The 25,613-nt window shown below is 71.6% G+C and carries 27 protein-coding genes; 8 read left to right on the top strand and 19 right to left on the bottom strand.

Translation table 11 applies throughout. The annotated features are described in order from the left end of the window. Positions 1–283 precede the first annotated feature (283 nt). The gene (gene tyrS, locus ABFJ78_RS19615) at positions 284–1,558 is read right to left on the bottom strand and encodes a tyrosine--tRNA ligase (RefSeq protein WP_436387774.1); all 1,275 of its coding nucleotides are present in this window, start codon (positions 1,556–1,558) and stop codon (positions 284–286) included. Between the two features lie 32 nt (positions 1,559–1,590). After that, positions 1,591–2,229 (bottom strand): DNA-3-methyladenine glycosylase, encoded by a 639-nt coding sequence (locus ABFJ78_RS19610; RefSeq protein WP_436387773.1) that lies wholly within the window; start codon positions 2,227–2,229, stop codon positions 1,591–1,593. Between the two features lie 112 nt (positions 2,230–2,341). On the opposite strand from ABFJ78_RS19610, the gene ABFJ78_RS19605 reads away from it, so the two are divergent. From ABFJ78_RS19605 to ABFJ78_RS19595, 3 genes are read left to right on the top strand one after another with little or no spacing between them, the layout of a single operon-like run. Continuing rightward, positions 2,342–2,887 (top strand): hypothetical protein, encoded by a 546-nt coding sequence (locus ABFJ78_RS19605; protein WP_436387772.1) that lies wholly within the window; start codon positions 2,342–2,344, stop codon positions 2,885–2,887. Beyond that, positions 2,884–3,552: a DUF4166 domain-containing protein gene (locus ABFJ78_RS19600; protein WP_436387771.1), complete on the top strand. Its 669-nt coding sequence runs from the start codon at positions 2,884–2,886 to the stop codon at positions 3,550–3,552. Before ABFJ78_RS19605 ends, ABFJ78_RS19600 begins: the two co-directional genes overlap by 4 nt. Then, positions 3,552–4,202, top strand: coding sequence for a TetR/AcrR family transcriptional regulator (locus ABFJ78_RS19595; RefSeq protein ID WP_436387770.1), 651 nt, complete (start codon positions 3,552–3,554; stop codon positions 4,200–4,202). Before ABFJ78_RS19600 ends, ABFJ78_RS19595 begins: the two co-directional genes overlap by 1 nt. Here the strand turns inward: ABFJ78_RS19595 and argH are convergent. From argH to argC, 8 genes are read right to left on the bottom strand one after another with little or no spacing between them, the layout of a single operon-like run. Next, a complete protein-coding gene (gene argH / locus ABFJ78_RS19590; RefSeq protein ID WP_436387769.1) occupies positions 4,195–5,610 on the bottom strand; it encodes an argininosuccinate lyase in 1,416 nt (471 codons plus the stop codon). The two genes, ABFJ78_RS19595 and argH, sit on opposite strands and share 8 nt — an antisense overlap. A gap of 30 nt (positions 5,611–5,640) precedes the next feature. Continuing rightward, on the bottom strand, positions 5,641–5,904 hold the full coding sequence (locus ABFJ78_RS19585; protein ID WP_436387768.1) for an argininosuccinate synthase: 264 nt from the start codon (positions 5,902–5,904) through the stop codon (positions 5,641–5,643). Then, entirely contained in the window at positions 5,901–6,413 is a 513-nt protein-coding gene (locus tag ABFJ78_RS19580; protein WP_436387767.1) for an arginine repressor, read from the bottom strand. Before ABFJ78_RS19580 ends, ABFJ78_RS19585 begins: the two co-directional genes overlap by 4 nt. Further along, positions 6,410–7,336 (bottom strand): ornithine carbamoyltransferase, encoded by a 927-nt coding sequence (gene argF, locus ABFJ78_RS19575; RefSeq protein WP_436387766.1) that lies wholly within the window; start codon positions 7,334–7,336, stop codon positions 6,410–6,412. The genes ABFJ78_RS19580 and argF overlap by 4 nt, the downstream gene beginning before the upstream one ends. Beyond that, entirely contained in the window at positions 7,336–8,538 is a 1,203-nt protein-coding gene (locus tag ABFJ78_RS19570) for an acetylornithine transaminase (protein WP_436387765.1), read from the bottom strand. Before ABFJ78_RS19570 ends, argF begins: the two co-directional genes overlap by 1 nt. Continuing rightward, complete coding sequence (gene argB / locus ABFJ78_RS19565; RefSeq protein ID WP_436387764.1) at positions 8,535–9,452, bottom strand: acetylglutamate kinase; 918 nt, start codon at positions 9,450–9,452, stop codon at positions 8,535–8,537. Before argB ends, ABFJ78_RS19570 begins: the two co-directional genes overlap by 4 nt. Further along, positions 9,449–10,609, bottom strand: a complete 1,161-nt coding sequence (argJ, locus tag ABFJ78_RS19560; protein WP_436387763.1) for a bifunctional glutamate N-acetyltransferase/amino-acid acetyltransferase ArgJ — start codon at positions 10,607–10,609, stop codon at positions 9,449–9,451. Before argJ ends, argB begins: the two co-directional genes overlap by 4 nt. Continuing rightward, positions 10,606–11,634, bottom strand: coding sequence for an N-acetyl-gamma-glutamyl-phosphate reductase (gene argC / locus ABFJ78_RS19555; protein WP_436387762.1), 1,029 nt, complete (start codon positions 11,632–11,634; stop codon positions 10,606–10,608). The genes argJ and argC overlap by 4 nt, the downstream gene beginning before the upstream one ends. A gap of 74 nt (positions 11,635–11,708) precedes the next feature. Between argC and ABFJ78_RS19550 the strand changes: the two genes are divergently transcribed. Continuing rightward, complete coding sequence (locus ABFJ78_RS19550) at positions 11,709–12,671, top strand: helix-turn-helix transcriptional regulator (protein WP_436387761.1); 963 nt, start codon at positions 11,709–11,711, stop codon at positions 12,669–12,671. A 149-nt stretch (positions 12,672–12,820) separates the two neighbouring features. Here ABFJ78_RS19550 and ABFJ78_RS19545 read toward each other — a convergent pair whose 3' ends face one another. Together ABFJ78_RS19545 and ABFJ78_RS19540 are read right to left on the bottom strand one after the other, a co-directional pair. Next, positions 12,821–13,318 (bottom strand): helix-turn-helix domain containing protein, encoded by a 498-nt coding sequence (locus tag ABFJ78_RS19545; protein ID WP_436387760.1) that lies wholly within the window; start codon positions 13,316–13,318, stop codon positions 12,821–12,823. Positions 13,319–13,518: 200 nt separating this feature from the next. Beyond that, complete coding sequence (locus ABFJ78_RS19540; protein WP_436387759.1) at positions 13,519–15,096, bottom strand: alpha/beta hydrolase; 1,578 nt, start codon at positions 15,094–15,096, stop codon at positions 13,519–13,521. 193 nt (positions 15,097–15,289) lie between these two features. On the opposite strand from ABFJ78_RS19540, the gene ABFJ78_RS19535 reads away from it, so the two are divergent. After that, on the top strand, positions 15,290–15,979 hold the full coding sequence (locus ABFJ78_RS19535) for a DNA alkylation repair protein (RefSeq protein ID WP_436387758.1): 690 nt from the start codon (positions 15,290–15,292) through the stop codon (positions 15,977–15,979). 329 nt (positions 15,980–16,308) lie between these two features. Here ABFJ78_RS19535 and pheT read toward each other — a convergent pair whose 3' ends face one another. The 7 genes from pheT to infC form a co-directional block, all read right to left on the bottom strand. Beyond that, positions 16,309–18,873: a phenylalanine--tRNA ligase subunit beta gene (gene pheT / locus ABFJ78_RS19530; RefSeq protein WP_436387757.1), complete on the bottom strand. Its 2,565-nt coding sequence runs from the start codon at positions 18,871–18,873 to the stop codon at positions 16,309–16,311. Further along, entirely contained in the window at positions 18,873–19,934 is a 1,062-nt protein-coding gene (gene pheS / locus ABFJ78_RS19525; RefSeq protein WP_436387756.1) for a phenylalanine--tRNA ligase subunit alpha, read from the bottom strand. Before pheS ends, pheT begins: the two co-directional genes overlap by 1 nt. A gap of 134 nt (positions 19,935–20,068) precedes the next feature. Further along, a complete protein-coding gene (locus tag ABFJ78_RS19520; protein WP_436387755.1) occupies positions 20,069–20,902 on the bottom strand; it encodes a DUF6159 family protein in 834 nt (277 codons plus the stop codon). A gap of 48 nt (positions 20,903–20,950) precedes the next feature. Beyond that, positions 20,951–21,739: a TrmH family RNA methyltransferase gene (locus tag ABFJ78_RS19515; RefSeq protein ID WP_436387754.1), complete on the bottom strand. Its 789-nt coding sequence runs from the start codon at positions 21,737–21,739 to the stop codon at positions 20,951–20,953. A gap of 23 nt (positions 21,740–21,762) precedes the next feature. Continuing rightward, the gene (rplT, locus tag ABFJ78_RS19510) at positions 21,763–22,137 is read right to left on the bottom strand and encodes a 50S ribosomal protein L20 (RefSeq protein WP_086672344.1); all 375 of its coding nucleotides are present in this window, start codon (positions 22,135–22,137) and stop codon (positions 21,763–21,765) included. A 68-nt stretch (positions 22,138–22,205) separates the two neighbouring features. Beyond that, positions 22,206–22,400, bottom strand: coding sequence for a 50S ribosomal protein L35 (rpmI, locus tag ABFJ78_RS19505; protein ID WP_086672342.1), 195 nt, complete (start codon positions 22,398–22,400; stop codon positions 22,206–22,208). A gap of 63 nt (positions 22,401–22,463) precedes the next feature. Beyond that, entirely contained in the window at positions 22,464–23,069 is a 606-nt protein-coding gene (infC, locus tag ABFJ78_RS19500; RefSeq protein WP_436387753.1) for a translation initiation factor IF-3, read from the bottom strand. Positions 23,070–23,268: 199 nt separating this feature from the next. Between infC and ABFJ78_RS19495 the strand changes: the two genes are divergently transcribed. From ABFJ78_RS19495 to ABFJ78_RS19485, 3 genes are all read left to right on the top strand, one after another. After that, complete coding sequence (locus tag ABFJ78_RS19495; RefSeq protein WP_364466929.1) at positions 23,269–23,628, top strand: DUF1844 domain-containing protein; 360 nt, start codon at positions 23,269–23,271, stop codon at positions 23,626–23,628. 349 nt (positions 23,629–23,977) lie between these two features. Continuing rightward, complete coding sequence (locus tag ABFJ78_RS19490) at positions 23,978–24,613, top strand: GntR family transcriptional regulator (protein WP_436387752.1); 636 nt, start codon at positions 23,978–23,980, stop codon at positions 24,611–24,613. Next, a complete protein-coding gene (locus ABFJ78_RS19485; protein WP_436387751.1) occupies positions 24,610–25,605 on the top strand; it encodes a 1-aminocyclopropane-1-carboxylate deaminase in 996 nt (331 codons plus the stop codon). The genes ABFJ78_RS19490 and ABFJ78_RS19485 overlap by 4 nt, the downstream gene beginning before the upstream one ends. The last annotated feature ends 8 nt before the right edge of the window (positions 25,606–25,613 follow it).

Below are 25,613 nucleotides of genomic sequence, written 5' to 3'. Positions count from 1 at the left end.
TAAGCTCTACTGGCTTAGTTCACTAGCACACTGTTGAGTTCTCAAGCAACACACCCCGAGTCCGCCGCGATCAAGCGGCTCACTCGAAGCGAGTCATTCCTAGCAGTTTTTGGTGGGACACCCACTCAATCGCGATCCGCGAGAGCTTGGTTCGTGTCCCGGCGGCCACCCGGTTTCCCTGGCGACTTGAAGAACTTTACACCCCGCCAGAAGGCCCGGAACAGGGGGGTCCCTTAACCGCGTTCCCGCAGCTCAGGGCCCTGTTTCGGGCCTCCTGCAGCGCTCAGCCGCCGAGCGCGACGCCGGCGACGTTCCGCTTGCCCTTGCGGACGACGAGCCACTTGCCGTGCAGGGCGTCGCCCGGCGCCGGCTTCCACTCCTCGTCCGCGATCTTCACGTTGTTGACGTACGCGCCGCCCTCCTTGAGCGTGCGGCGCGCCGCGCCCTTGCTGTCCACCAGTCCCCCGGCGAGCAGCAGGTCGACGATCGTCGCGTCCCCGGACGGGTCGACCTTGCCGTTCGGCACCTCGGCCATCGCGGCGTCGAGGGTGCGTTCGTCCAGCTCGGCCAGCTCGCCGCGGCCGAACAGCGCCTGGCTGGCGTTGATCACCTGCCGGGTCTGCTCCTCGCCGTGGACGAGGATCGTGAACTCCTCCGCCAGCCGCTTCTGCGCGGCCCGCAGGTGGGGACGCTGCTCGGTGTCCTCGGCCAGCGAAGCGATCTCCTCCTGGCTCAGGAACGTGAACATCCGCAGGTAGCGGATCACGTCGGCGTCGCCCACGTTCACGAAGTACTGGTACCAGGCGTACGGCGAGGTCATCTCCGGGTCGAGCCAGAGGTTCCCGCCCCCGGTGGACTTGCCGAACTTGCGGCCCTCGGCGTCGGTGACCAGCGGCGCGGTCAGCGCGTGCGCGCCCGCGCCGTCGGTCCGGCGGATCAGGTCGACCCCGCCGACGAGGTTGCCCCACTGGTCGGACCCGCCGACCTGCAGCTTGCAGCCGTACTTGCGGTGCAGTTGCAGGTAGTCCTGCGACTGCAGCAGCAGGTAGCTGAACTCGGTGTACGACATGCCGTCGCCCTCGAGCCGCCGCTTCACCGTCTCCCGGTTGAGCATGACGTTGATCGAGAAGTGCTTCCCGACGTCCCGCAGGAACTCGAGGGCGGTCTGCTGCCCGGTCCAGTTCAGGTTGTTCTCGACGATCGCGCCGGTCGGCGAGTCGTCGAAGTCGACGAACCGCTCGAGCTGGCCGCGGATTCGCCCGGCCCACTCGGCGACGACGTCGAGCGTGTTCAGCGTGCGCTCACCGGTGTCCCGCGGGTCGCCGATCATCCCGGTCGCGCCGCCGGCCAGCACGATCGGCCGGTGCCCCGCGCGCTGGAACCGCTTGAGCATGAGCAGCGGGACGAGGTTGCCGGCGTGCAGGCTGGGCGCGGTCGGGTCGAAGCCGCAATAGAGCGTCACGGGACCCTGGTCGAGCTCGCGCCGGAGGGCGTCGATGTCGGTGGACTGCGCGATGAGGCCGCGCCAGGTCAGCTCGTCGAGGATGTGTTCGCTCACGCCTGTAGATCCTCCCGCACCTGGTCAACCGACTAACTGGCGGGTCGGACCCGGCGCTTCCCGCCGCGGCGGTAGGTGGACACGGCCGGCGACGCGCCGTCCCAGAACCGCCACGGCGTGTCCATGGCCATCGCGACACCGACCCGGGGCCCGGTGCGGATCCGCTCGGCCGGGACGCGCTCGCCGACGTGCAGCCGGACCGGGGACGCCGGGTCGGTCAGGTCGACGCCGTTCTGCGCCCGGTCGATGCGCAGCACCGACGTGAGAATGGCCGGGCCCTTCGCCAGCTCGCCGGTCCCCCGCGCGGACGGCCGCCGCTTGCGGACGACGTCGAGGCCGGTGACGACCTCACCGGCACGCAGCAGCACCGCGCCGGCCACACCGTCGTGGGAGCCGACGATGTTGGCGCAGAAGTGCATCCCGTAGACGAAGTACACGTACAGGTGACCCGCGGGCCCCCACATGACCGCGTTGCGCGGGGTCTGGCCCCGGTAGCAGTGCGACGCCGGATCGTCTTCGCCGCGGTAGGCCTCCACCTCCACGAGCCGGACGCCGACGGTGCCGTCGTGGCCGGTCGCCTCCAGGACCGAGCCGAGCAGCAGCTGGGCCAGGTCGACCGGGTCGAGGGCCAGCTCGTCACGGGTGAACAGCCGGCCTGCGTCGCCGCTCAAACGGAGTCCTCTCTTCGGCAGCCTGGCGGGACCCACCCTAACCCTTGAGCGATCGCTCAAACTTCTCTACAGTCGTTTTGAGCAGTCGCTCAAAATCTGAGGGGAGCGAGAGATGCGACCGAAGGCGCTCTACGTCGAGACCTTGATCCGCACGGACCTGGACACGCTGTGGCGGCACACGCAGGACCCGGTCCTGCACCGGCGCTGGGACCTGCGCTTCGCCGACATCAGCCCGGTCCCCGGGCACGACGGCCACTTCCGCTACGCCTCGCGGTTCCTGGGCATCACGGTCACCGGCGTCGGGGCGAGCGCGGCGTCGCGCACCTGGCCGGACGGCTCGCGCACGTCGGTGCTGCGGTTCGCCTCCGCCGATCCGCTGTCCCTGATCAGCGCGGGCGCCGGGTTCTGGCGCTACACGCCGGTCGGCGACGGCGTCCGGTTCGTCACCGGCTTCGACTACGGGACTCGCTGGGGACGCTTCGGCCGGGCGGCGGACCGGGTGTTCCGCCCGCTGTTCGGCTGGATGACGGCCTGGTCGTTCGACCGCCTGCGGCTCTGGCTCGAGACCGGGACGCCACCGGAGGAGCAGCTCCTGACCGCGCCCTCGGCCGCCCGCTGCGGCCGGACCCGCCCCCGCGACGAGGTGGCGGCGCGATGACCGGCGTCTTCGAGCGCGCGCTGGGCGCCGACTTCGCGTTCCTGCACCCGCGCATGCGGGAGCGGCTGGCCCTCTCGGGCGGGCGCGGCATGATCGGCCACGGCGTCATGGACCGGATCTGGCGCGGCCCCGCCTTCACCCTGCCGTTCCTGTGGCTCGGGTCGACGCGGCACATCCTGTTCCCCGACTGCGGCCGGAACGTGCCGTTCACCATCGAGAACTACCCGTACGTGGACCGGCACGGCCGCGAGACCGTGTCGTTCGTGCGCACCTTCGAATTCCCGAGACGGCGCAGGCGCTTCGACGCGCAGATGGTGTTCAGCCCCGGGCGCGGGCTCGTCGACTACCTGGGGACGCACCAGCACCTGGCGGTCGACCTCGCGGTGTCGGCCCGGCCGGACGGCGGGTTCCGGATCCGCACCGGCGAGTTCCGGCTGCAGGAGGGGCCGGTTCGCGCCGGCCTGCCCCGGGTCATCACGGGCTCCGCGCGGGTCGAAGAGTGGTTCGACGAGGCGAGCGGGCAGTTCCGGATCGAGGTCGCGGTGGTCAACCCGCGCTTCGGGCCGGTGTTCGGCTACGAAGGCGCCTTCGGCGCGCGGTTCGTCGACGTCGGCGGCGGGGTGAGCGGGGCGGTCAAGCCACTCCGTGAGAAGGTCATGGACTGATGGGCACCGGCCGGAACTCCAGCTCGCGCGACACGAAGCAGAAGCTCGTGGACGGCGTGCTCGAGATCATCCGGCACCAGGGCATCACCGCGGTCTCCGCGCGGTCGGTCGCCACCGCGGCCGGCGCGAACCAAGCGCTGATCTTCTACCACTTCGGCAGCGTCGAAGAGCTCATCGCGCAGGCGTGCGTCCTCGCGACCGAAGCCCGCGTCTCGCTCTACCGGGAGCGCTTCGCCGCCGTGAACTCGGTCGGTGACCTGCTGGAACTGGGCCGCGAAATCCGGATCGCCGAACGGGCGGAAGGCAACCTCGCCGTGCTGGCCCAGACGCTGGCCGGGGCGCAAGGCAGCGAGCGGCTCTCCCAGGCGACCCGCGAGGGCCTGGAGAAGTGGATCACCGAGGTCCGGACGGCGCTGGAGCGCGTGCTCGACGGGTCGCCGCTGGCCGACCTGGCGGACCCCGCCGGGCTGGCCCACGCCGTGTCGTCGGGGTTCCTCGGGCTGTCGCTGTTCGAGACCGTCGACCCCGACGGCGCCGAGCAGGCCATCGCCGCGCTGGAACAGCTGGCCGTGCTCGTCGACGTCCTGGACGGGCTCGGCCCGGTGGCCACGCGGGCCGTCCGGGCCAAGCTCCGCAAATCCCTCAGTTGAGCCACTGACGGGCCGCCGTGACCCGTTCTTCGAGCCGCGCGCGCTGTTCGGACACGCGTTCGGGTGCCGTGCCGCCGCGGGCGTTGCGGGACTTCACCGAGCCTTCGACGGTGAGCACCGCCCGCACCTCGGGCGTGAGCGCCGGGTTGATCTTCTCGAACTCCTCGTCGGTCAGCTCGTCCAAGCCGGCACCGCGGGCCTCGGCGACGCGGACGCTTTCGCCCGCCGCCTCGTGCGCGACGCGGAACGGGACGCCCTGGCGCACCAGCCATTCCGCGATGTCGGTGGCGAGGGTGAACCCGGCCGGGGCCAGCTCGGCGAGCCGGTCGGTGTGGAACGTCAGCGTGGCGAGCATGCCGGCGATCGCCGGGAACAGGAGCTCGAGCTGCTCGACCGAGTCGAACACCGGCTCCTTGTCCTCCTGCAGGTCGCGGTTGTAGGCCAGCGGCTGCGCCTTGAGGGTGGCCAGCAGGCCGGTGAGGTTGCCGATCAGCCGGCCCGCCTTGCCGCGGGTCAGCTCGGCGACGTCCGGGTTCTTCTTCTGCGGCATGATCGAGCTGCCGGTCGCCCAGGCGTCGTCCAGCGTGACGTACCCGAACTCGGCGGTGTTCCAGATGATCACCTCTTCGGCGATCCGGGACAGGTTCACCGAGAGCATCGCGACGGCGAAGGCGAACTCGGCGACGAAGTCCCGCGAAGCCGTGCCGTCGATGGAGTTCTCGACGCTGGTCGCGAAGCCCAGCTCCTCGGCGACGGCCTCGGGATCGAGACCCAGCGACGAGCCGGCGAGCGCACCCGAGCCGTACGGCGACTCGGCCGTGCGCGCGTCCCAGTCCTGCAGGCGCGAGACGTCGCGCAGCAGCGCCTGGCCGTGGGCCATCAGGTGGTGCGCGAGCAGCACCGGCTGGGCGTGCTGCAAGTGGGTGCGGCCGGGCAGGATCGCGTCCGGATGCCGCTTGGCCTGCGACACCAGGGCATCGACGACGTCGAGCGTGCCGGCGACGACCCGGCGGGCCGCGTCCCGCAGCCACATCCGGAACAGCGTGGCCACCTGGTCGTTGCGCGACCGGCCGGCGCGCAGCTTGCCGCCGAGCTCGGTGCCGGCCCGCTCGAGCAGGCCGCGTTCGAGCGCGGTGTGCACGTCCTCGTCGGCGATCGTCGGGGTGAACGCCCCCGAGGCGACGTCCTGCGCGAGCGTGTCCAGGGCGGCCAGCATGCCGGCGAGCTCGTCCTCGGTGAGCAGGCCCGCCTTGCTCAGCACGCGGGCGTGCGCGCGGGACCCGGCGATGTCGTAGGGCGCCAGGCGCCAGTCGAAGTGCGTCGACGCGCTCAGCGCGGCCATGGCCTCCGCCGGACCGCTGGCGAACCGGCCGCCCCACAGCTGCACCGGCTGCTCGTTCCCGCTCACTGTTCTCGCTTCTCCTCGGTGTTCGAATGTTCAGGCGACCGTGATCCGGCCGTCGTACAGGACCAGGCGGACACTGGCACATCCGCGGCCGGTCCGCCGTTCGAGTGCGGCCCACGCTTCCCGGCGGCCTATCCGTTGCGCCTCGCCGCGCGCGCTCAGCATGCGGCGCGCTTCGGCGACGGACACGGTCTCGCCGTCGATCGCCACCGGGATCCCGTGGTCGAAGGTGATCACGACCTCGTCCGGCGCGAGGAACTCGCCCTCGGCCGGGAAGATGTCGGCGATCGCGATCATGGTGGTCCTTCGTCTCCTGCTTCGTGCGCCGATCGCTGCGCGAGGGCGGCGAAGCGCTCCGCGAGTTCCTTGCCCGTCAAGGGTTCCCGGGCGATCACGGCGACGGTGTCGTCGCCCGCGATCGAGCCGACGACCTCCTCGAGCGCGGCCCGGTCGATGGCGCTGGCCAGGAACTGCGCCGCGCCCGGCGGCGTCCGCAGCACCATCAGGTTGCCCGACGAGTCGGCCGAGACCATCAGCTCCGCGAGCAGCCGGGAGAGCCGGGAAGTGCCGCCCTGCACCCCGCGGACGGGGCTGCCGTCCTCCGGGATGACGTAGACCGGCGCGCCCGAGTCCGGACCACGCAGCTTGACCGCGCCGAGCTCGTCGAGGTCGCGCGACAGGGTCGCCTGCGTGACCTCGATGCCTTCGGCGGCCAGCAGCTTGGCCAGCTCGGTCTGGCTGCGGATGGTCGTGGTCGACACCAGTTCGGTGATCCGCGCCTGCCTGCCCACCCGGCTGCTGGTCATCGCCGGCTCTCTTCGAAGAGCCAGACCAGCAGGGCCTTCTGGGCGTGCAGCCGGTTTTCCGCCTCGTCCCACACCGCGCTCGCCGGGCCGTCGATCACCTCGTCGGTGATCTCCCAGCCGCGGTGCGCGGGCAGGCAGTGCAGGACGATCGCGTCGTCCGCGGCCTTCTTCAGCAGCTCGGTGTTGACCTGCAGGGCACGGAACGGGCCGACCCGGTCGAGGCCGTCGTTCTCCTGCCCCATCGACGTCCACGTGTCGGTGACGAGCACGTCCGCGCCGGCGACGGCCTCGTACGGGTCGGTGAAGACGGTGGCCGTGCCGCCGGTCTCCTCGCCGCGCTTCTTGGCGTCCAGCATGACCTGCTGGTCGGGCTGGAACCCGAGCGGCGAGACCACGCGGACGTGCATGCCGGCGGTGACCCCGGCGAGCAGCAGCGAGTGCGCCATGTTGTTGGCCCCGTCACCGAGGTAGACGAGGGTGAGCCCCCCGAGCTTGCCCTTGCGCTCGCGGATCGTCATCAGGTCGGTGAGCGCCTGGCACGGGTGGAACTCGTCGGTCAGGGCGTTGACGACCGGGATCGACGCCGCCGACGCCATCGCCTCGATCCGCTTCTGCGCGAAGGTCCGCCACACGATCCCGTCGACGTACCGGGAAAGCACCCTCGACGTGTCCTCGATGGTCTCTTCGCGGCCGAGCTGCATCGACCGGCCGTCGACGATCACCGGGTGCCCGCCGAGCTGGCTGATGCCGACCTCGAACGAGAAGCGCGTGCGGGTCGAGTTCTTCTCGAAGATCGCCGTGATCGACTTGCCGGCCAGGGTCTTGTTCCCCAGTGGGTCGGCCTTCAGCGCGTCGGCGAGGTCGAGGATGGCCTTCTGCTCGGCGGGACTGACGTCGTCGTCGCGGAGGAAGTGGCGGAGCATCAGTCGGAGTCCTTCGTGGTGGAGTCGAGCGCGTTCGGGAGGGCGGCGAGGAAGCCGTCGGCCTGCTCGGCGTCGAGCACGAGCGGGGGCGCGAGCCGGATGGTGTCGGGCGCGACCGGGTTGACGAGGTAGCCGGCGTCCTGGACCGCCTTGGCGACCGCGGCGGAGACCGGCTTGCGGAGGGCGATGCCGAGCAGCAGGCCGGCCCCGCGCACTCCGGCGACGAGCGGGTGGCCGAGGACCTCGACGCCGGCCGCGATGTCCTTGCCCAGCGTCGAAACGTGGTCGAGCAGGCCGTCCGCGGCGATGGTCTTCAGCACGGCCAGGCCGGCCGCGCAGCACACCGGGTTGCCGCCGAAGGTCGTGCCGTGCTGGCCCGGCTTGAGCAGGTCGCCCGCCGCGCCGACGCCGATCACGGCCCCCAGCGGCAGGCCGCCGCCGAGGCCCTTGGCCAGGGTGATCACGTCCGGCACGATGCCGGCCTGCTGGTAGCCGAACCACGTGCCGAGCCGGCCGAGGCCGGTCTGCACCTCGTCGAGCACCAGCAGCGTGCCGGTGGCCTTGGTGATCTCGCGCGCGGCCTGCAGGTAGCCGTCCGGCGCGGGGATCACGCCGGCTTCGCCGAGCACCGGCTCCAGGAAGACGGCCGCGGTCTCGGTGTCGACGGCCGCCTTCAGCGCCGCGACATCCCCGAACGGCACGTGCTCCACCCCGGGCACCAGCGGCTTGAAGGGGTCGCGCTTGCCGGGCTGGCCGGTCAGCGTCAGCGACCCCATGGTCCGGCCGTGGAACGCGCCCTCGGCCGCGACGACCTTGGTGCGTCCGGTCAGCCGGCTGATCTTCAGCGCCGCTTCGTTGGCCTCGGCGCCGGAGTTGACGAACAGGACCTTGCCGTTGCCGGTCAGGCCGGCGACGTCCAGCAGCGCCTCGGCGAGCTCGACCGCGACCGGGTTGACGTAGAGGTTCGAGGTGTGGCCGAGCTGCTTGACCTGCGCGGTGACGGCCTCGACGATCGCCGGGTGGGCGTGGCCGAGCGCGTTGACGGCGATGCCGCCGACCAGGTCGAGGTACTCCTTGCCGTCGGCGTCCCACACCTTCGCGCCTTCGCCGCGGACGAGCGTCAGCGCAGGCGTGCCGTAGTTGTCCATGAGGGCGGACTGCCAGTGCGTCTGGCCGTCCACATTGGACTTGAGGTCGGTCACGGGAGCTCCGTTTCGGGGAAGACCATGGTGCCGATGCCGCGCGAGGTGAAGACCTCCAGCAGCACCGAGTGGGCGAGGCGGCCGTCGATCACGTGCGCCCGGCGCACGCCGCCGCGGATGGCGCGCACGCACGCCTCCATCTTCGGGATCATGCCGCTGGCCAGGGTGGGCAGCATCGGCTCGAGGTGGTCGACGCGGATGCGGTCGATCAGTGACGAGCGGTCGGGCCAGTTCGCGTACAGGCCTTCGACGTCGGTGAGCACGACGAGCTTTTCGGCGTCCAGCGCGGCCGCCAGCGCGCCCGCGGCGGTGTCGGCGTTGACGTTGTGCACCACGCCGTCGACGTCCGGGGCGACGGTGGACACCACCGGGATGCGCCCGGCGTTGACGATGTCGAGCACCGCGTCCGGGTTGACCTCGGCGACCTCGCCGACCAGCCCGATGTCGATCTGCTCACCGTCCACAGTGGCCTGTTTGCGCTCGGCGGTGAACAGCCGGGCGTCCTCGCCGGAGATGCCGACCGCGTACGGGCCGTGCGCGTTGATCAGCCCGACGAGCTCGCGGCTGACCTGGCCGGTGAGCACCATCCGGACGATGTCCATCGTCTCCGGCGTGGTGACCCGCAGGCCGCCCTTGAACTCGCCTTCGACGCCGAGGCGCTTGAGCATGGCGGTGATCTGCGGGCCGCCGCCGTGCACGACGACCGGGCGCAGGCCGGCCAGCCGGAGGAACACCATGTCCTCGGCGAAGGCCGCCTTCAGCTCGTCGTCGATCATGGCGTTGCCGCCGTACTTGACCACCACCGTGGCGCCGTGGAACCGCTGCAGCCACGGCAGCGCCTCGATGAGCACCCCGGCCTTCTCGGCCGCCGTCGCGAGTCGTTCGTCCGCGGAAATCAGTGCCTCCTTGGTCATGAGGAGTACGCGCTGTTCTCTTCGACGTAACCGTGCGAAAGGTCCGTGGTGTAGATGGTTGCGGCCGCGCCGCCGACACCGAGGTCGACGACGATTTCGATGGCGCGCGCGGTGAGGTCCGCCTCCGAGCGGTCCGCGGCGGGCATCCCCTGCGCGAACAGGGTGACGCCGTTGATCGCGATCGACACGGTTTCCGGGTCGATGCGGGCCGGCACCCGGCCCAGCGCCATGGCGATCCGGCCCCAGTTCGGGTCGGAGCCGAACAGCGCCGTCTTGACCAGGTTGTCCTCGGCGATCGTGCGGGCGACCGCGATCGCGTCCGCTTCGGACTCCGCGCCCTGGACGGTGATGTCGACGTCCTTGGTCGCGCCTTCGGAGTCCGCACGCAGCTGCAGGACCAGGTCGAGGCTGACCTGGGTGAGCAGCTCGGTGAGCTCGGCTTCGGTCGGCTCGACGCCGCTCGCGCCGGAGGCCAGGACCAGGACGGTGTCGTTGGTGGACGTGCCGCCGTCGACGTCGAGCCGGTCGAACGTGACGTGGGTGGCCGCGCGCAGGGCGCGGTCGAGGGTTTCCTTGTCCGCCACGGCGTCGGTGGTGAGGACCGAGAGCATGGTGGCCAGGTTCGGCGCGAGCATGCCCGCGCCCTTGGCGAACCCGCCGACGCTCCAGCCGGTTTCGTGCTTCGCGAAGGCCTGCTTCGGCTTCGTGTCGGTGGTCATCACGCCCTTGGCGGCGTTGAGGCTCGCTTCCGCGCTCGCGTCGAGGGCCTTGAAGGCGGTGTCCACTCCGGACAGGACCGCGTCCATCGGCAGCCGTTCGCCGATCAGGCCCGTGGAGCAGACGGCGACCTCGATCGCGCCCGCCTGCAGGACTTCGGCGACCTTTTCGGCGGTGGCGTGGGTGTCCTGGAAGCCGCCGGGACCGGTGGCCGCGTTCGCGCCGCCCGAGTTGAGGACGACGGCTTTCAGCCGCTGCTGCTTGAGTACCTCCTGCGACCACAGCACCGGCGCGGCCTTGATGACGTTGCGGGTGAACACGCCCGCCGCGACGTCGAGCGGGCCGTCGTTGACGACCAGGGTGAGGTCGAGCGCGCCGGAGGCCTTGATCCCGGCGGCGACGCCGGCGGCGCGGAAGCCCTGGGGGCCGGTGACGGTCACGGTGCCACTCCTACGGTGGAAAGGCCGGTGGTCTCGGGGAGGCCGAGGGCCAGGTTCATCGACTGGACGGCACCGCCGGCGGTGCCCTTGGTGAGGTTGTCGATCGCGGCGACGACGACCAGGCGCTTCGCGTCGGCGTCGACCGTGACCTGCAGCTGGACGTTGTTGGAGCCGAGCGTCGCCGAGGTCGTCGGCCAGGCGCCGGCGGGCAGCAGCTGGACGAACGGCTCGGCGTCGTAGGCCTTCTCGTACGCCGCGCGGGCGGCGGCCTCGTCGACGTCGCTCTTCAGCGGAGCGCCGGCCGTGGTGAGGATGCCGCGGGGCATCGGCGCGAGGACCGGCGTGAAGGACACGGTGACCCGCTCCCCCGCGACGGCCGAGAGGTTCTGTGCGAACTCGGGCGTGTGGCGGTGGGCGCCGCCGACGCCGTACGCGCTGGCCGAGCCCATCACCTCGGAGCCGAGCAGGTTCGGCTTCAGGCTCTTGCCCGCGCCGGAGGTGCCGGTGACCGCGACGACCGTGACGTCCGGCTCGATCAGGCCGGCGGCGAACGCGGGCGCCAGGGCCAGCGACCCGCCGGTCGGGAAGCAGCCGGGTACGGCGACGCGCTTGGTGCCGACGAGCTTTTCGCGGGCGCCGGGCAGTTCGGGCAGGCCGTAGGGCCACTGGCCGGCGTGGTCGCCGCCGTACCAGCGCTGCCAGTCGGCCGGGTCGGCCAGCCGGTGGTCGGCGCCGAGGTCGACGACCAGGACGTCCGGGCCGAGCTGCGCCGCGATCTCCGCCGAGTGCCCGTGGGGCAGCGCGAGGAACACCACGTCGTGGCCGCCGAGGGTCTCCGGCGTCGTCTCGGCGAGGACCCGGTCGGCGAGCGGGACGAGGTGGGGCTGGTGGACGCCGAGCTTCGTGCCCGCGCTGCTGGCGGCCGTGAGCGCGCCGATCTCGACCTCGGGATGGGTCAGGAGCAGGCGCAGCAGTTCGCCGCCCGCGTACCCGCTGGCTCCGGCCACCGCGATGTTCACCGTCATACGCATGATTATGCACGCCCTTGCAAGTCTAAACAAACCCGGAGTGGTGCCCGCCACCTTGGGATGCTGGGCCCATGACGGACACCCCGGCCCGGTTGCTCGGCCTGCTCTCGCTGCTCCAGACACCGCGTGAGTGGCCGGGCAGCGAGCTGGCCGAGCGGCTCGGCGTCAGCCCGCGCACGATCCGCCGGGACGTCGAACGGCTGCGCGAGCTCGGCTACCCGGTGGAGGCCAGCCGCGGTGTCGCGGGCGGCTACCGGCTGGTGGCGGGCACCGCGATGCCGCCCCTGGTGCTCGACGACGACGAGGCCGTCGCGATCGCGGTGGGGCTGCGGACGGCCGCGGGGCAGACCGTCGCCGGGATCGAGGAGGCTTCCGTGCGGGCGCTGGCCAAGCTGGAGCAGGTCCTGCCGGCCCGGCTGCGCCGCCGGGTGGGCACGATCGGCACGGCGACGGTCGCCGTCCCGGCCGCGGGACCGGCCGTCGACCCGGCGCAGCTGACGGTGTTCGCCGGCGCGATCACCAACCACGAGACGGTCCGCTTCCGCTACCAAGCGAACGACGGCACCGAGACGCGGCGCCGGGCCGAGCCGCTCCGGCTGGTCGCCACCGGCCGCCGCTGGTACCTGGTGGCGTATGACCTGGACCGGGCGGACTGGCGCATCTTTCGCGCCGACCGCATCCGCGACGCCCAGGCGACCGGCGGGAGGGTGTCTCCGCGCCGGCCACCCGCCACGGACTTGGCGGCCTACGTGATCGACCGGCTGTACGACCTCATGCCGACGTACCAGGCGGTGGCCGTGCTGGCGGAGCCGTCGTCGCAGGTGGCCCCCAGGCTGGGCGCGACGCCGGGCGAGCTGACCGACCTCGACGAGGGCGGCTGCCGGTGGCGCAGCCAAGCGGACACGCTGGACTGGCTCGCGTTCCGGTTGCTGGGGCTGGGGTGCGCGTTCACCGTCGAGGAGCCACCGGAACTGGTGGCGCACTTGAAGGTGCTCGCGAACCGCGCCGCCGCGGGGGCGGGCGTGCGGGAGTGATCGATCACCACCCACGTGGCTTGGTCGCCGCACAGCTGTCGCCTGGTGCGACGAGCTGACCCGATGTGGCATTGCCCGGCCTCCTGTTCCTGGACGTGGTCGGCGAACGGGCCGGTGGGCCGGTCCACCCGGGACCGGCCCACCGGCGGTCAGCTCGGCTCACCCCCGTCCAGGTCCGTCCGCCTGCTCGGCGGCTCGGGGAGGTAGCAGCCCGGGTTCTCCGGGTCGCAGCCCACGCGGGGCAGCCGGGCGCGGATGCCGCCGGGGGTGCGCTCGAAGTACGCCGCGATCTCCGCGACGCTCTCGCCCGCTATCCACCGGGACTCCAGTTCCGCGTCCATCTCCCCGTTCCACGGCCGTCCCTGCTGGGCGGGCCGGCCCGCGGATCTTCGCCGCGGCCCGCGGCCCTCACCGGTCGCGGACAGCAACCCGTCCGCGACGAGGTCGGCCACCTTGGCCGCCACCGCCACGTCCAGGTCGAGGCTGCCCTCGGCGACCGGTTCGCCGCCGGGGCCGCCGGCTTCCAGGGTGATCATCACCCGGGGCGTCGGTTCGGCGCGGTCGTCGTCCGTCCTGGTGGCGACCGCGAGGTGGTAGGTGATGTCCTGTGCCCGGATCTCGGTCCGGCGCTCTTCGATGATCGACATGCCGCGAAGCTAGCGCGCACCCCCGACAATTTCCGGCCACGCGCTGCTCACGGGCGACAACGCTGCGAAATTGTCGGACCCCTCCCCTAACGTCTCCGGCGACCACACCCCGTCATCAGGAGGCGACGATGAGACACCGGCGGACAAGACGGTGCCCCGGTCCGGGCGAGCCGGACCGGGGCACCGTTCGGGGCTTCCGATCAGAAGTGCAGCAGCTGTGCCAGCTGCTTCTCCTGCACTGCCTTCGCGGAGCTGTCCGACTTCTGCGCGGCGGCGCCGTCGGGCACCGGCGCCGGCACCGGGTCGCACTGGACGTCCGAATGGTTGCCGGGCTGGCGCTTCGGCAACGCGCCGGTGGCCAGGTAGTCGGCGATCTTGTCGTCCACACAGGACACCCCGGACAGCGACCCGGCGTGCGTCGTGCCGCCCGGCGCGCTGATCAGGCTCGAGTTCGGGTACCGCTTCCGGACCTCGAGGCTGCCGGTGTACGGCGTGGCGGCGTCGAGCTCCTCGCTGATCAGGAGCGCCCCGGCGACCTTGCGGCCGTCGATGTCCACCGGCTTGCCCGCCTTGGCCGGCCAGAACACGCACGGCGCGTTGAACCAGGCGTTGCCCCAGGTCTCGAACGGGGCCTTGAAGTAGGTCAGCCAGTTGTCGGCGCGCCACTTGTTCCAGTTGGTCGGCCACTGGACGTCGGTGCACTGAACGCCCAGGTACACGGCGAAGCCGTTGTCGGCACCGGGCGGGTTCGAGTCGTCGTAGAGGTCCTTCAGCGTTTGCCAGTCACCCTTGTGGACGTAGCCGTCGAAGGCCTTGGCCATGTCGACCCAGCCGAAGACGTAGTACCCGGCCTGCAGGAAGACGTCGGTCCACTCGTCGCCGCCGATCACCCCGCCGGCCGGGTTCTTGGCGAGCTTGCGCTGCGTGTCGTACCACAGCTTCTCGACCGCGGCGCCGGTCTTGCCGAGGTGGTAGACGTCGTCGTAGGACGCCAGCCAGTCGAAGTAGATCTTGATGTTCTTGTCGAAGGCGACGTCCTGGTCGAGGTTGGCCTGGTACCAGACCTTGCGCGGGTCGACGTTGCCGTCCAGCACCATCCGGCGGACGTTCTTCGGGTACAGCGTGCTGTACACCTGGCCGAGGTAGGTGCCGTAGGAGAAGCCGTAGTAGTTGATCTGCTTCTCGCCCAGCGCCTTGCGCAGGCTGTCCATGTCCTGCGCGACGTCGGTCGTCTTCAGGTGGTCGAGGATCTCGCCGTTCTTCTTGCACGCGTCGGCGTAGCCCTTCGAGCGGTTGAGCCACGTCTGCTCGAGCCCGGGCGTGATCGGCACGTAGGCCGGCCGGTTGTAGCTGAAGTAGTTCCCGTCGCAGCTGATCGCCGGCTTGCTGGACCCGACGCCCCGCGGGTCGAAGCCGATCCAGTCGTAGTTGTCGCCCGCGTGGTTCGGCACGTACTTGCCGAGCACCGAGAGCCCGAGGCCGGACCCGCCGGGGCCGCCCGGGTTCACCAGCATGATGCCCTGGGACTGCGCGGTCTTGTGCTTGATCCGCGACACCGCGACGGAGACCTTGGTCCCGCCCGGCTTCGCGTAGTCCATCGGCACCTCGAGGAAGCCGCACTCGGCGCCGTTGGCCTTCAGGCTCGCCGACGCGCAGGGCCCCCAGGCGATCGGCGCGGGCGTGAACCGCACCCCGGGATCCGCCGAGGCGGCGGGCGCGGCGGCCATCAGCCCGGCCGCGAGACCCGCGGCGGCGACGGCGGCAACGATTCTCTTCACAGTCGTCCTTTTCATCCGCATTGGACAGAGTTCGCCGTATTCCGGCGAAACTACCGGCAACCTTCGCCAATCTCGTCGACCGGCGCGACTTCCGCCATCCGTCTTTCGTCGGGACCTGCGCCGGCCGCCGAGGCCCGGAACTGTCGGTGCCCGGCAGTACGCTGCGGACCGCCGGAGGGCGACGGGAGGACGCATGAGCGCGGACGAACAGCTGGTCAAGGCGATCCGCACGGGGCTGGCCGAGCTGGCGGACCCGGTGAAGGCGCCGGCGATGCAGGCGTACATGAAGTCGGCGATGCCGTTCCGCGGGGTGGCTTCACCCGAGCGGACCGTGCTCCTCAAGCGGGTTCTGGCCGACCACATATTGCCCGATCGGGTGACATATGCGGCGACGGTGCTGGAGTTGTGGCGGACGGCCGATTTCCGCGAAGAGCGCTACGCGGCCATCGCGCTCTCCGGACACCGGGCATATCGGCAGTGGCAGGACCGCGAGCTGGTGCCGATGTACGAGGAGCTGATCGTCGGCGGCGCGTGGTGGGACTACGTGGACGAGCTCGCGATCCGCCGGATCGGCCCGATCCTGCGCGCCGACCGGAGCCGGGTCACGCCGATCATGCTGAGCTGGTCGGCCGACGGTGATCTTTGGCGCCGCCGCACGGCGATCATCTGCCAGATCGGCGCGAAGGAGGACACGGACACGGACCTGCTCACGCGCACGATCGAACCGGCGATCGCGGAACCGGAGTTCTTCCTGCGCAAGGGAATCGGCTGGGCTTTGCGCGAGTACGCGAAGACGGCGCCGGACTGGGTGCGGTCCTTTGTGGATGACCATCCGGGGTTGTCGGGGTTGTCTCGACGGGAGGCGCTGAAGCACATCGGGTGAGCGGAGGGGGCGGGAGGGCGGGGGGCGGGGGCGGGGGCGGGCGGCGGGGGGCGCGGATGAAGCGAGGCGAGCCGCGCCCGGCGCAAGCCGCGGCGGGATTTGGCTCGGCCGAAGCCATACCCGCGCTGGTCTGCTGCGAGGTCGCGGCCCGGGGTGGCCCCGGGATCCCGCGGGCCGCAGCGGCAGGGCCAGGCTGGCGCGTGGGCGGCGCAGGCACGGGATTGCGTAATCGCGCGGGCGCGGGCGGTTTGGCCGAAAAGCCGGGAGGGGCCGGTTTCCCGACCCCTCCCGAACTACCTCGCCTCTGCGGGCCGAGTCACCTCGAAGCGTTATGCGCGCAGCGTTGCCTCGAAGCGCTCGCCCGCTGCCGCAACCGCGGCGTCTCGGGCCTTCGTTGCCTCGTCGACCGTCAGTGTCCGGTCCGCCGCGCGGAACCTCAGCTTGTACGCCAGCGACCTCTTGCCCTCGCCGACCTGCTCGCCCGCGTACACGTCGAACAGCGTGATGTCCTCGAGCAGCTCGCCCGCTCCCTCGCGCAGGACCGCGGCCAGGTCCGCCGACGGCACGTCCGCCGCCGCGACCAACGCCACGTCCAGGAGCACCGGCGGGTAGCCCGACACGCTCGGCGCCGGGCGCGAGTCCGGGAGCGGGATCGCGTCCAGGTCCAGCTCCATCGCCACCGTCCGCGGCGGCAGGCCCAGCGCCTCGACCACCTTCGGGTGCAGCTCGCCCGCGTGGCCGACCGGCCAGTCGCCGACCTGCAGGCGGGCGCAGCGGCCCGGGTGCCACGGCGGGAGGTCCGCCGCCTGGACCGTCAGCTCGATGCCTGACGCCTCGGCGATCGTGCGGGCCGCCTCGACCGCATCGGCCCAGTTCGCCGGCTCGCCGGCGCCCCACCAGCCCGCTCGGGTGCGCTGGCCCGCCAGGACCACCGCCACGTGCAGCGGCTGCTGCGGCACCGCCGCCTCGAGCAGCGCCAGTTCCTCGTCCGTCGGCCGCCGGTCGACGCCGAGGTCCGGGATCTTCAGCGGGTTCGGTGCCGGCAGGACCACCTGGCCGACGTGGAACAGCGCCACGTCCTTCATCCCGCGGGAGACATTGCGCTGCAGTGTGTCCAGCAGGCCCGGCAGCAGCGTGGTGGCCAGCCGGTTGCGGTCGGCCTCAAGCGGGTTGCGGACCACGACCGTGTTGCGGCGGACGTCGTCCGCCGGGAGGCCGAAGGCGTCCCACACCGAGTCGGCGATGAACGGGAACGGGCGCACCTCGACGTACCCCGCCTCGGCCAGCGCCCGGGACACTCCCCGGACGCGCCGCTGGCTGTCGGTCAGGCCGCGGCCCGCCGGGGCGGCCGGCAGCGTCGACGGGATGCTGTCGTAGCCCTCCAGCCGCAGCACCTCTTCGACGAGGTCGGCGGGCTGGCGCAGGTCGCCGCGCCAGCTCGGCGGGATCGCCGTCACCAGGCCGGTGCCGTCGTCGCCCGTGCCGACCGAGACCTTGCAGCCGATCTGGGACAGCCGGCGGACCGTGACCCCGCGCTGGTAGTTCACGCCCGCGACCTTGTCGGGCAGGTTGATCGGCATCACGACGGCCGGGTTCGGCTCGACCGACCCCTCGTCGGTACGGCCGGGCTGGATGGCGGCGTCGCCGTACTGGCGCAGCAGCCGGGCGGCCAGCTCGACCGCCGCCGGGCAGAGCTGCGGGTCGGTGAACCGCTCGAACCGCTTCGCGGCCTCGGAGAACAGCTTGTGCCGCCGCGCGGTGCGGCTGATCGCCGCCGGGTTCCAGTGCGCCGCCTCGAGCAGCACGTCCGTGCTCTCCGGCGTGATCTCGGTGCTCGCGCCGCCCATCGTGCCGGCGAGCGAGATGACGCCGCTGTCGTCGGCGATGACCACGTCGTCCGGATCGAGCGCGCGCTCGACGTCGTCCAGCGTCGTCAGCTTCTCCCCCGGCTTCGCCCGGCGGACCACCAGGTCGCCCTGGATGGCCTTGGTGGCGAACGCGTGCAGCGGGTGCCCCAGCTCGAGCATCACGTAGTTGGTGACGTCGACGGCCAGGGAGATGGAGCGGATGCCGGCCAGCATCAGCCGCCGGCGCATCCACCACGGCGTCGGCGCGGTCGCGTCGAGGCCGGTGACCCGGCGCAGCACGAACCGCGGGCAGCCCTCCGGGTCCTCGACGTGGACCGGCCAGGCGTCACCCTCGGCCGCCGGGACCTCCAGCAGCGCCGGGTCGCCGAACGGGACGTCCAGGGCGTTCGACAGCTCGCGCGCGAGGCCGCGGACGGACAGCGCGTAGCCGCGGTCCGGGGTCGGGGCCAGCTCGAGCACAGTGTCGTCGAGGCCGAGCAGCTCGCGGGCGTCGTCGCCGGGGCTCGCCGCACCCGACGGCAGCACGAGGATGCCGGCGTGGTCGTCGCCGAGGCCGAGCTCGCGCGCCGAGCAGATCATGCCGTCGCTGACGCGGCCGTACGTCTTGCGGGACGCGATGGTGAAGTCGCCGGGCAGGACCGCGCCGGGCAGCGCCACGACGACCAGGTCGCCCTCGGCGAAGTTGCGCGCGCCGCAGACGATGCCGCGGGTCCGGATGCCGTGCGGGCCCTCGTCCTCGAAGGCGCCGTCTTCGTCCTCGTCCTCGTCTTCGTCGCCCTCGTCGAGAGCGGGCTCCTCGGCCTCTTCACCGACGTCGACGCGGCAGAACCGGATCGGCTTCTTGAACTCGGTCAGCTCTTCGATGTCGGCCACCCGGCCGACGACCAGCGGGCCGGTCACCGGCCCGAGCTCCTTGACGTCGTCGACCTCGATGCCGATCCGCACGAACGCGTCGGCCAGGTCCTGCGGCGTGACCTCCTCGCCGATGTCGAGGTGCTCGGTCAGCCAGCTGACGGGGACTCGCACTACGCCTCCGTTCCGAAGGGAAGGGTGAAGCGGACGTCGCCCTCCACCATGTCGCGCATGTCCGGGATCCCGTTGCGGAACTGCAGGGTGCGCTCGATGCCCATGCCGAAGGCGAAGCCCGAGTACACCTCGGGGTCGACGCCGCAGGCGCGCAGCACGTTCGGGTTGACCATGCCGCAGCCGCCCCACTCCACCCAGCCGGGGCCGCCCTTCTTCTCCTCGAACCAGACGTCCACCTCGGCGGACGGCTCGGTGAACGGGAAGAAGTGCGGACGCAGGCGCGTCTTGGAGCTTTCGCCGAACATCGCGCGGGCGAAGGCGTCCAGAGTGCCCTTCAGGTGCGCCATGGTGATGCCCTTGTCCACCGCGAGGCCTTCGACCTGGGTGAACACCGGGGTGTGCGTCGAGTCCAGCTCGTCGGTGCGGTACGTCCGGCCCGGGCAGACGACGTACACCGGCAGGTCGCGGTGGAGCAGCGTGCGGGCCTGCACCGGCGAGGTGTGCGTGCGCAGCACCAGGCCGGAGTCCTCGTCGCCGACGTAGAACGTGTCCTGCAGCTGCCGCGCGGGGTGGTCCTTGCCGAAGTTCAGCGCGTCGAAGTTGAACCACTCGGCTTCGAGCTCCGGGCCCTCGGCGACCTCGTAGCCCATCGCGACGAACGCGTCCGCGACGCGCTCGGAGATGGTGCTGATCGGGTGCCGGGCACCGCGCGGGACGCGGTCCCACGGCAGCGTGACGTCGACGGCCTCCTCGCGCAGCACCCGCTCGTCGCGCTCCACCTGGAGCTCGGCGCGGCGGGTGTCGAAGGCCGCCTGGACGGCCTGGCGGGCCTCGTTGACGCGCTTGCCGGCGTCGGCCTTCTCCTGCTTGGGCAGGGCGCCGATCTCGCGGCGGGCCAGGCCCACCGGGGACTGGTCGCCGAGATGAGCCGGCTTGACCTCGGCCAGCGCTTCGAGCCCGGTCGCGGCGGCGAACGCGGCTTCGGCGGCCTTGACCGCTTCCTGCAGCGTCTCGGGGGCGAGCACCGCGCCCTGGGCTTCCTTCTCCTTGGCTCCGGACATAACTCCTCGGCGTCCGCTGGGACTGGTTGTGCGCGCACCGCCGGACACGCGGCGCGCGAGAGGTCAAAGGTGGGAAAAGTCTATGGGATCGGGTCCGCGCGCCCCCGGTCGCCCCGGCCCCCGCGGACGCGCGGTCAGCGCCCGCGGAACGCGTCGGCGAAGTCCACCGACGCGAATTCGCCGGGAACGACGCCGTCGGCGGCGTAGCGGTACAGCGCCGTCTGGTAGATGCCGGACAAAGTCGTGGTGAAGACCGCCACGAGCAGGGTCCAGACGATCGCCAGGCCGACCGCGACGAACACGGTGGCCGTACCGCCGAGCAGGAAGCCGGCCCCGAGGAACACGACGTACCCGGCCAGGGTGAGCAGGAAGCCGATCAGGCCGAGGCCCGCGGTGCCGGCGACGTTCTCGCCCCAGGTTCGGCGGAACAGCTCGACCGAGCGCTTGACGCCGTCGCGGACCCCGGTGCCTTCGAGGAGGACGACCGGCAGCACGAGGAACGTGGTGAGCCGCCAGGCCAGCCCGACCAGGCTGCTGACGATGCTGCCGAGGAAGCCGAGCCGCTCCTCGATCGTGCGCAGCACCAGGCTGACCGTCGCGGTGAGGCCGGCCCAGCCGAGCAGCGCCGGCCAGCGGCGGCCCGCCGTGGCCAGGCCCGCGCCGACGCCCGGCACGCCGCCGTCGCCGCGCAGCGCGAGGTCCGCCTGGGAGATCAAGGCGGCGTTGAAGAAGATCGTGGTGAACGCCGAGACGAGGTAGAACGCCCCGAGCAGCACGTACGTGCCGGCGCTGGGCCGGACGTCGCCGGTCTGCACGTGGGCTGTGAAGAACGCGGGTGTGAGGAACGCCGCGGCGACCAGCAGCCCGGCGATCCCGGCGAGCACCGGGAACCACGCCAGGCCCTTGTGGGCACGCAGCACCCGGACCGAAGCGACGAACAACGCGTACGAACGGGCGAGCCTGCCCATGATTCCCCCAGGTGACCACAGTGGATACCCGGGCAGCCTACTGGCTGGTCAGCGGCGTGCCGCCATCGCGCTCGTGTACACGCAGACGGCCGCCGCGGTGGCGAGGTTGAGGCTTTCCGCCTTGCCGTACAGCGGGATCCGGACGGCGAGATCGGTCCGTTCGAGGACGTCGGCGGGCAGGCCGTGGGCCTCGTTGCCGAAGACCCACGCCGTCGGCTCGGTGAGATCCACCCGATCGAGTTCGGCGTCGGCGTAGCCGTGCGCGGCGAACGTGCGCAGGCCCGCCGCCGAGCAGGCGGACAGGGCCTCCGGAACGTCGCGAACGCGCGCGATCGGCACGTGGAACAAGCTGCCGGCGGCGGCGCGGACGCACTTGCCGTTGTGCGGGTCGACGGTGTCGCCGGCCAGGACCACGGCGTCGGCGCCCGCCGCGTCGGCGACGCGGATCACTGTGCCCGCGTTGCCGGGGTCGGCGACGTCGACCAGCACCACGACGAGCCGCGCACCCGGCGTCACGGCCTCGTCGAGCGGCCGGTCGAGCAGGGCGCAGACAGCCACGATGCCTTGGGGCGTCACGGTTTCCGACAGCCCGTCGGCGGCGCGGTCGGTGATCGGCGAGACTCCGACGCCGGCCGCGCGGGCCGCGTCGAGCAGGTCCGCGTGCTGCGCTGCCGCGCGTCCGGTGACGAACAGCTCGTGCACGGTGCCGTGCTCGAGCGCCGCTTCGACGACGTTGGCGCCTTCGGCCAGGAACCGGCCGGTCTTGTCGCGTTCCGCGCGCCGCGTCAGCTTGCGCGCAGCAACGACCCGGGGGGTCCGTTCGGTGAACGGATCCACCCCGGGTCGGGGAAAGCTGCCGGTCAGGCCGACTTCGCTTCGGTGTTCACGTTGGCCTTGGCGAGCTCGGCCAGCGCGGTGAAGGCGGCGGCGTCGTTGACGGCGAGGTCCGCGAGGATCTTGCGGTCGACCTCGACACCCGCGGCCTTGATGCCCTGGATGAACCGGTTGTAGGTCACGCCGTTGGCGCGGGCGGCCGCGTTGATGCGGGTGATCCACAGCTGGCGGAAGTCACCCTTGCGGGCACGGCGGTCCCGGTAGGCGTAGTTGAGCGAGTGAAGCGTCTGCTCCTTGGCCTTGCGGTACAGCCGCGAACGCTGGCCGCGGTAGCCGCTGGCCAGTTCGAGAGTTGCGCGACGCTTCTTCTGGGCGTTGACCGCCCGCTTGACGCGTGCCACGGGTCCATCCTGTCGATCTCAGGGGGCGAAGGGGGACGCCCCGGGTGGTTACAGCAAGTTCTGCGGGATCAGATGCCGAGCAGGCGCTTGACGCGGCCGGCCTCGGTCTTCGCCAGCTCGGTGGTGCCCTCGAGCCGGCGGGTGAGGCGGTTCGACTTCTTCTCCATCAGGTGGCGGCGGCCGGCCTTCTGGCGGCGCAGCTTGCCCGTGCCCGTGACGCGGATCCGCTTGGACGTCCCGCTGTGGGTCTTCATCTTCGGCATTTCAGTCCTCTTTCGTGCGGCGGCTCACCGGAGATCCGGTGAGCCGCTCGTGCTGGTCGGCGCTTACGCCTCGGGGGCCGCCTCGGCCTTCGCCTTCGGCTTCACGTTCTTGTGCGGGGCCAGCACCATGATCATGTTGCGACCGTCCTGCTTGGGCGACGACTCCACGAAGCCCAGCTCGGTCACGTCGTCGGCGAGCTTCTGCAGCAGCCGGAAGCCGAGCTCCGGCCGGGACTGCTCGCGACCACGGAACATGATCGTGACCTTGACCTTGTTGCCCGCCGCCAGGAAGCGCGACACGTGACCCTTCTTGGTCTCGTAGTCGTGCTGGTCGATCTTGGGGCGCAGCTTCTGTTCCTTGATGACGGTCAGCTGCTGGTTGCGCCGCGACTCACGGGCCTTCTGCGCGCTCTCGTACTTGAACTTGCCGAAGTCCATGAGCTTGCACACCGGCGGGCGGGCCTGCGGCGCGACCTCGACGAGGTCGAGATCGTTCTCCTGCGCCAGGCGCAGCGCATCCTCGATCCGGACGATGCCGACCTGTTCGCCGGCGGGGCCGACGAGTCGGACCTCCGGCACCCGGATACGGTCGTTGATGCGTGTCTCGGAGCTGATGGGGCCTCCTTGGTCCGAGGAATGTTTCCTGTTCTCGTTCGACCTGGTGCCCACATAGCGAAGGCCCCGGTCACCGTTCGGTGCGCGGGGCCCACTCTGTTTCCGATCGTGCCCCGGAGGACACTTCTTCACCCTGGACTGTGTCCGGGTGAGACCGGACCCGGCCACCTGGACGGTGACGCGGGTGGGAGCGGGGCTCCACTTGCCGCCCCCGATCGCTCGAGGGCTGGTCGCTCGTGGAAGGGTACCAGACGTGTCAGATCAACCCTCCGAACAGGCCCCCTATTCCCCGGACGACCGCCACCTGGCCGAGATCCCCAGCGTGGAGGTGATCAGCCGCGCGGCGGTGATGCTGCTGTCGGCCGGCGCCGAGCGGCTCGGCCTGGCCGACGCCGACCCGGCGACGTCCCCGCACCGCGACCTCGACGAAGCCCGCCGGCTCATCACCGCTTTGGCCGGGCTCGTGACGGCGTCGGCGGAGTACCTGGGCCTGCACGCCGGCCCGTTGCGGGACGGCCTGCAGTCGCTCCAGAAGGCGTTCCGGGAGGCTTCGGCCGTGCCCGACGAGCCCGGTCAGGGCCCCGGCGAAAAGTACACCGGCCCCGTTTACTGACGAACCGCCGAGGCGCCGCCCACCAGACCAGCCCCCGCCCTCTCCGGCAGGGTTCCGGCAAAGTCAGGTCAGCGCGGCCGATCCGGTCGCCCGCACGTCATGAACGGGTCGTTCACCTCGTCAGACGACATGAACGACCCTTTCATGACATCGCCGCGACGCCGGGCAGACCGCGCGGCCACGACTTTGCCGGAGCCCTGGCCCTCTCCGGAGGGCGTCCCCAGTTCAGGGGTGCCCGACAACACCCGGAAAGGCGGCGGCCAGGAGGGCGACCGTCCACATCACGGACCAGCTGTGGACGACCCACCGCGCTTGCCGAGCCGGCCGTCCGACATCTAACATGTTACATGTGAGTCTCCCCAAGGTCACCCGTCCGCTCCTGCGGGACGAGGCGTACGACCGCATCCGGCACGCCATCGTCGACGGCACGCTCCCGCCGGGCACTCCCCTGCGCGACGGCGACCTCGCCGAGCAGCTCGGGCTGTCCAAGGCCCCCGTCCGCGACGCCCTGCGCCGGCTGACCGAAGACGGCCTCGTCGACCAGAAGCCGCAGAGCTACACGCGCGTCTCCGAGGTCATGTCGCCCGATGTCCTCGACGCGCGGGAGATCGTCCGGCTGCTGCACGAGTTCGCCGTCCGGGCAGCGGCGGCCAAGGCCCGCCCGGCGGACATCGCCGCCATGCGCGCCGCCAACGACCGGTTCGCGAAGGCGATCGAGGCCGGTGACGTGGAGGCCGCGATCAAGGCCGACGACGAACTGCACGACATCCCCGTCCGGCTGGCGGGCAACGCCGCCGTCGCCGCGACGCTCGACCGCTACACGCCCCTGCTGCGCCGGCTGGAGCACGCGCGCTTCAGCTCGACCCTCGCCTGGAACTCCGTCGAGCGCCACGCCCGGCTCATCGACGCCCTCGAAGCCCGCGACACCGGCACGGCGGTCTCCGTGATCTCGACCATCTGGACCGATCTGCTGGAGGACCGATGACCCTCGCCGACTTCCCCCGCTACCCGCTGCTGTTCGGCCCGTCGCCGGTGCACCCGCTCGAGCGCCTCACCGCGCACCTCGGCGGCGCGAACGTCTGGGCCAAGCGCGAGGACGTCAACTCCGGGCTCGCCTACGGCGGCAACAAGACCCGCAAGCTCGAATACCTCGTCGCGGACGCCCTGAAAGAAGGTGCCGACACCCTCGTCTCCATCGGCGGCGTCCAGTCCAACCACACCCGCCAGGTCGCCGCGGCCGCCGCGCGGGCCGGGCTGAAGGCCGTGCTGGTGCAGGAAAGCTGGGTCGACTGGCACGACCCGCTCTACGACAAGGTCGGCAACATCCAGCTCTCGCGCATCCTCGGCGCGGACGTCCGGCTCGTCGACGCCGGCTTCGGCATCGGCTTCAAGCAGGCGTGGGAGGACGCGGTCGCCGAGATCGAAGCGAACGGCGGCAAGCCCTACGCCATCCCGGCCGGCGCGTCGGACCACCGGCTCGGCGGCCTCGGGTTCGCGAACTGGGTCGTGGAACTGGAACAGCAGGAGAAGGAGCTCGGCGTCTTCTTCGACACCGTGATCGTCTGCTCGGTCACCGGCAGCACCCAGGGCGGCATGGTCGCCGGGGTCGCCGGGAACAAGAACCGGCGCGTCCTCGGCATCGACGCCTCCGCGAAGCCCGGCGAGACCCGCGAGCAGATCACGCGCATCGCGCGCAACACCGCCGAGCTGATCGGCGCCGGCGAGATCCCCGAGGTCGAGCTGGACGACCGCTACCACGCCGGTGTCTACGGCATCCCCGACAAGTCCACTGTGGACGCGATCGAGACGTGCGCCCGCCTGGAGGGCATGATCACCGACCCCGTGTACGAGGGCAAGTCGATGGCCGCGCTGATCGACCTCGTCGGGAGCGGCGAGATCGAGCGGGGCTCGAACGTCCTCTACGCCCACCTCGGCGGGCAGCCCGCGCTCAACGGCTACACGAGCGTCCTCGGCTGAGCACCCCG

It is taken from the genome of Amycolatopsis sp. MEPSY49, assembly GCF_051337345.1.
Lineage (GTDB): Bacteria > Actinomycetota > Actinomycetes > Mycobacteriales > Pseudonocardiaceae > Amycolatopsis.
Note: the sequence above shows the minus strand (reverse complement) of the source record. Positions and strands in the feature narration are given on the sequence as shown.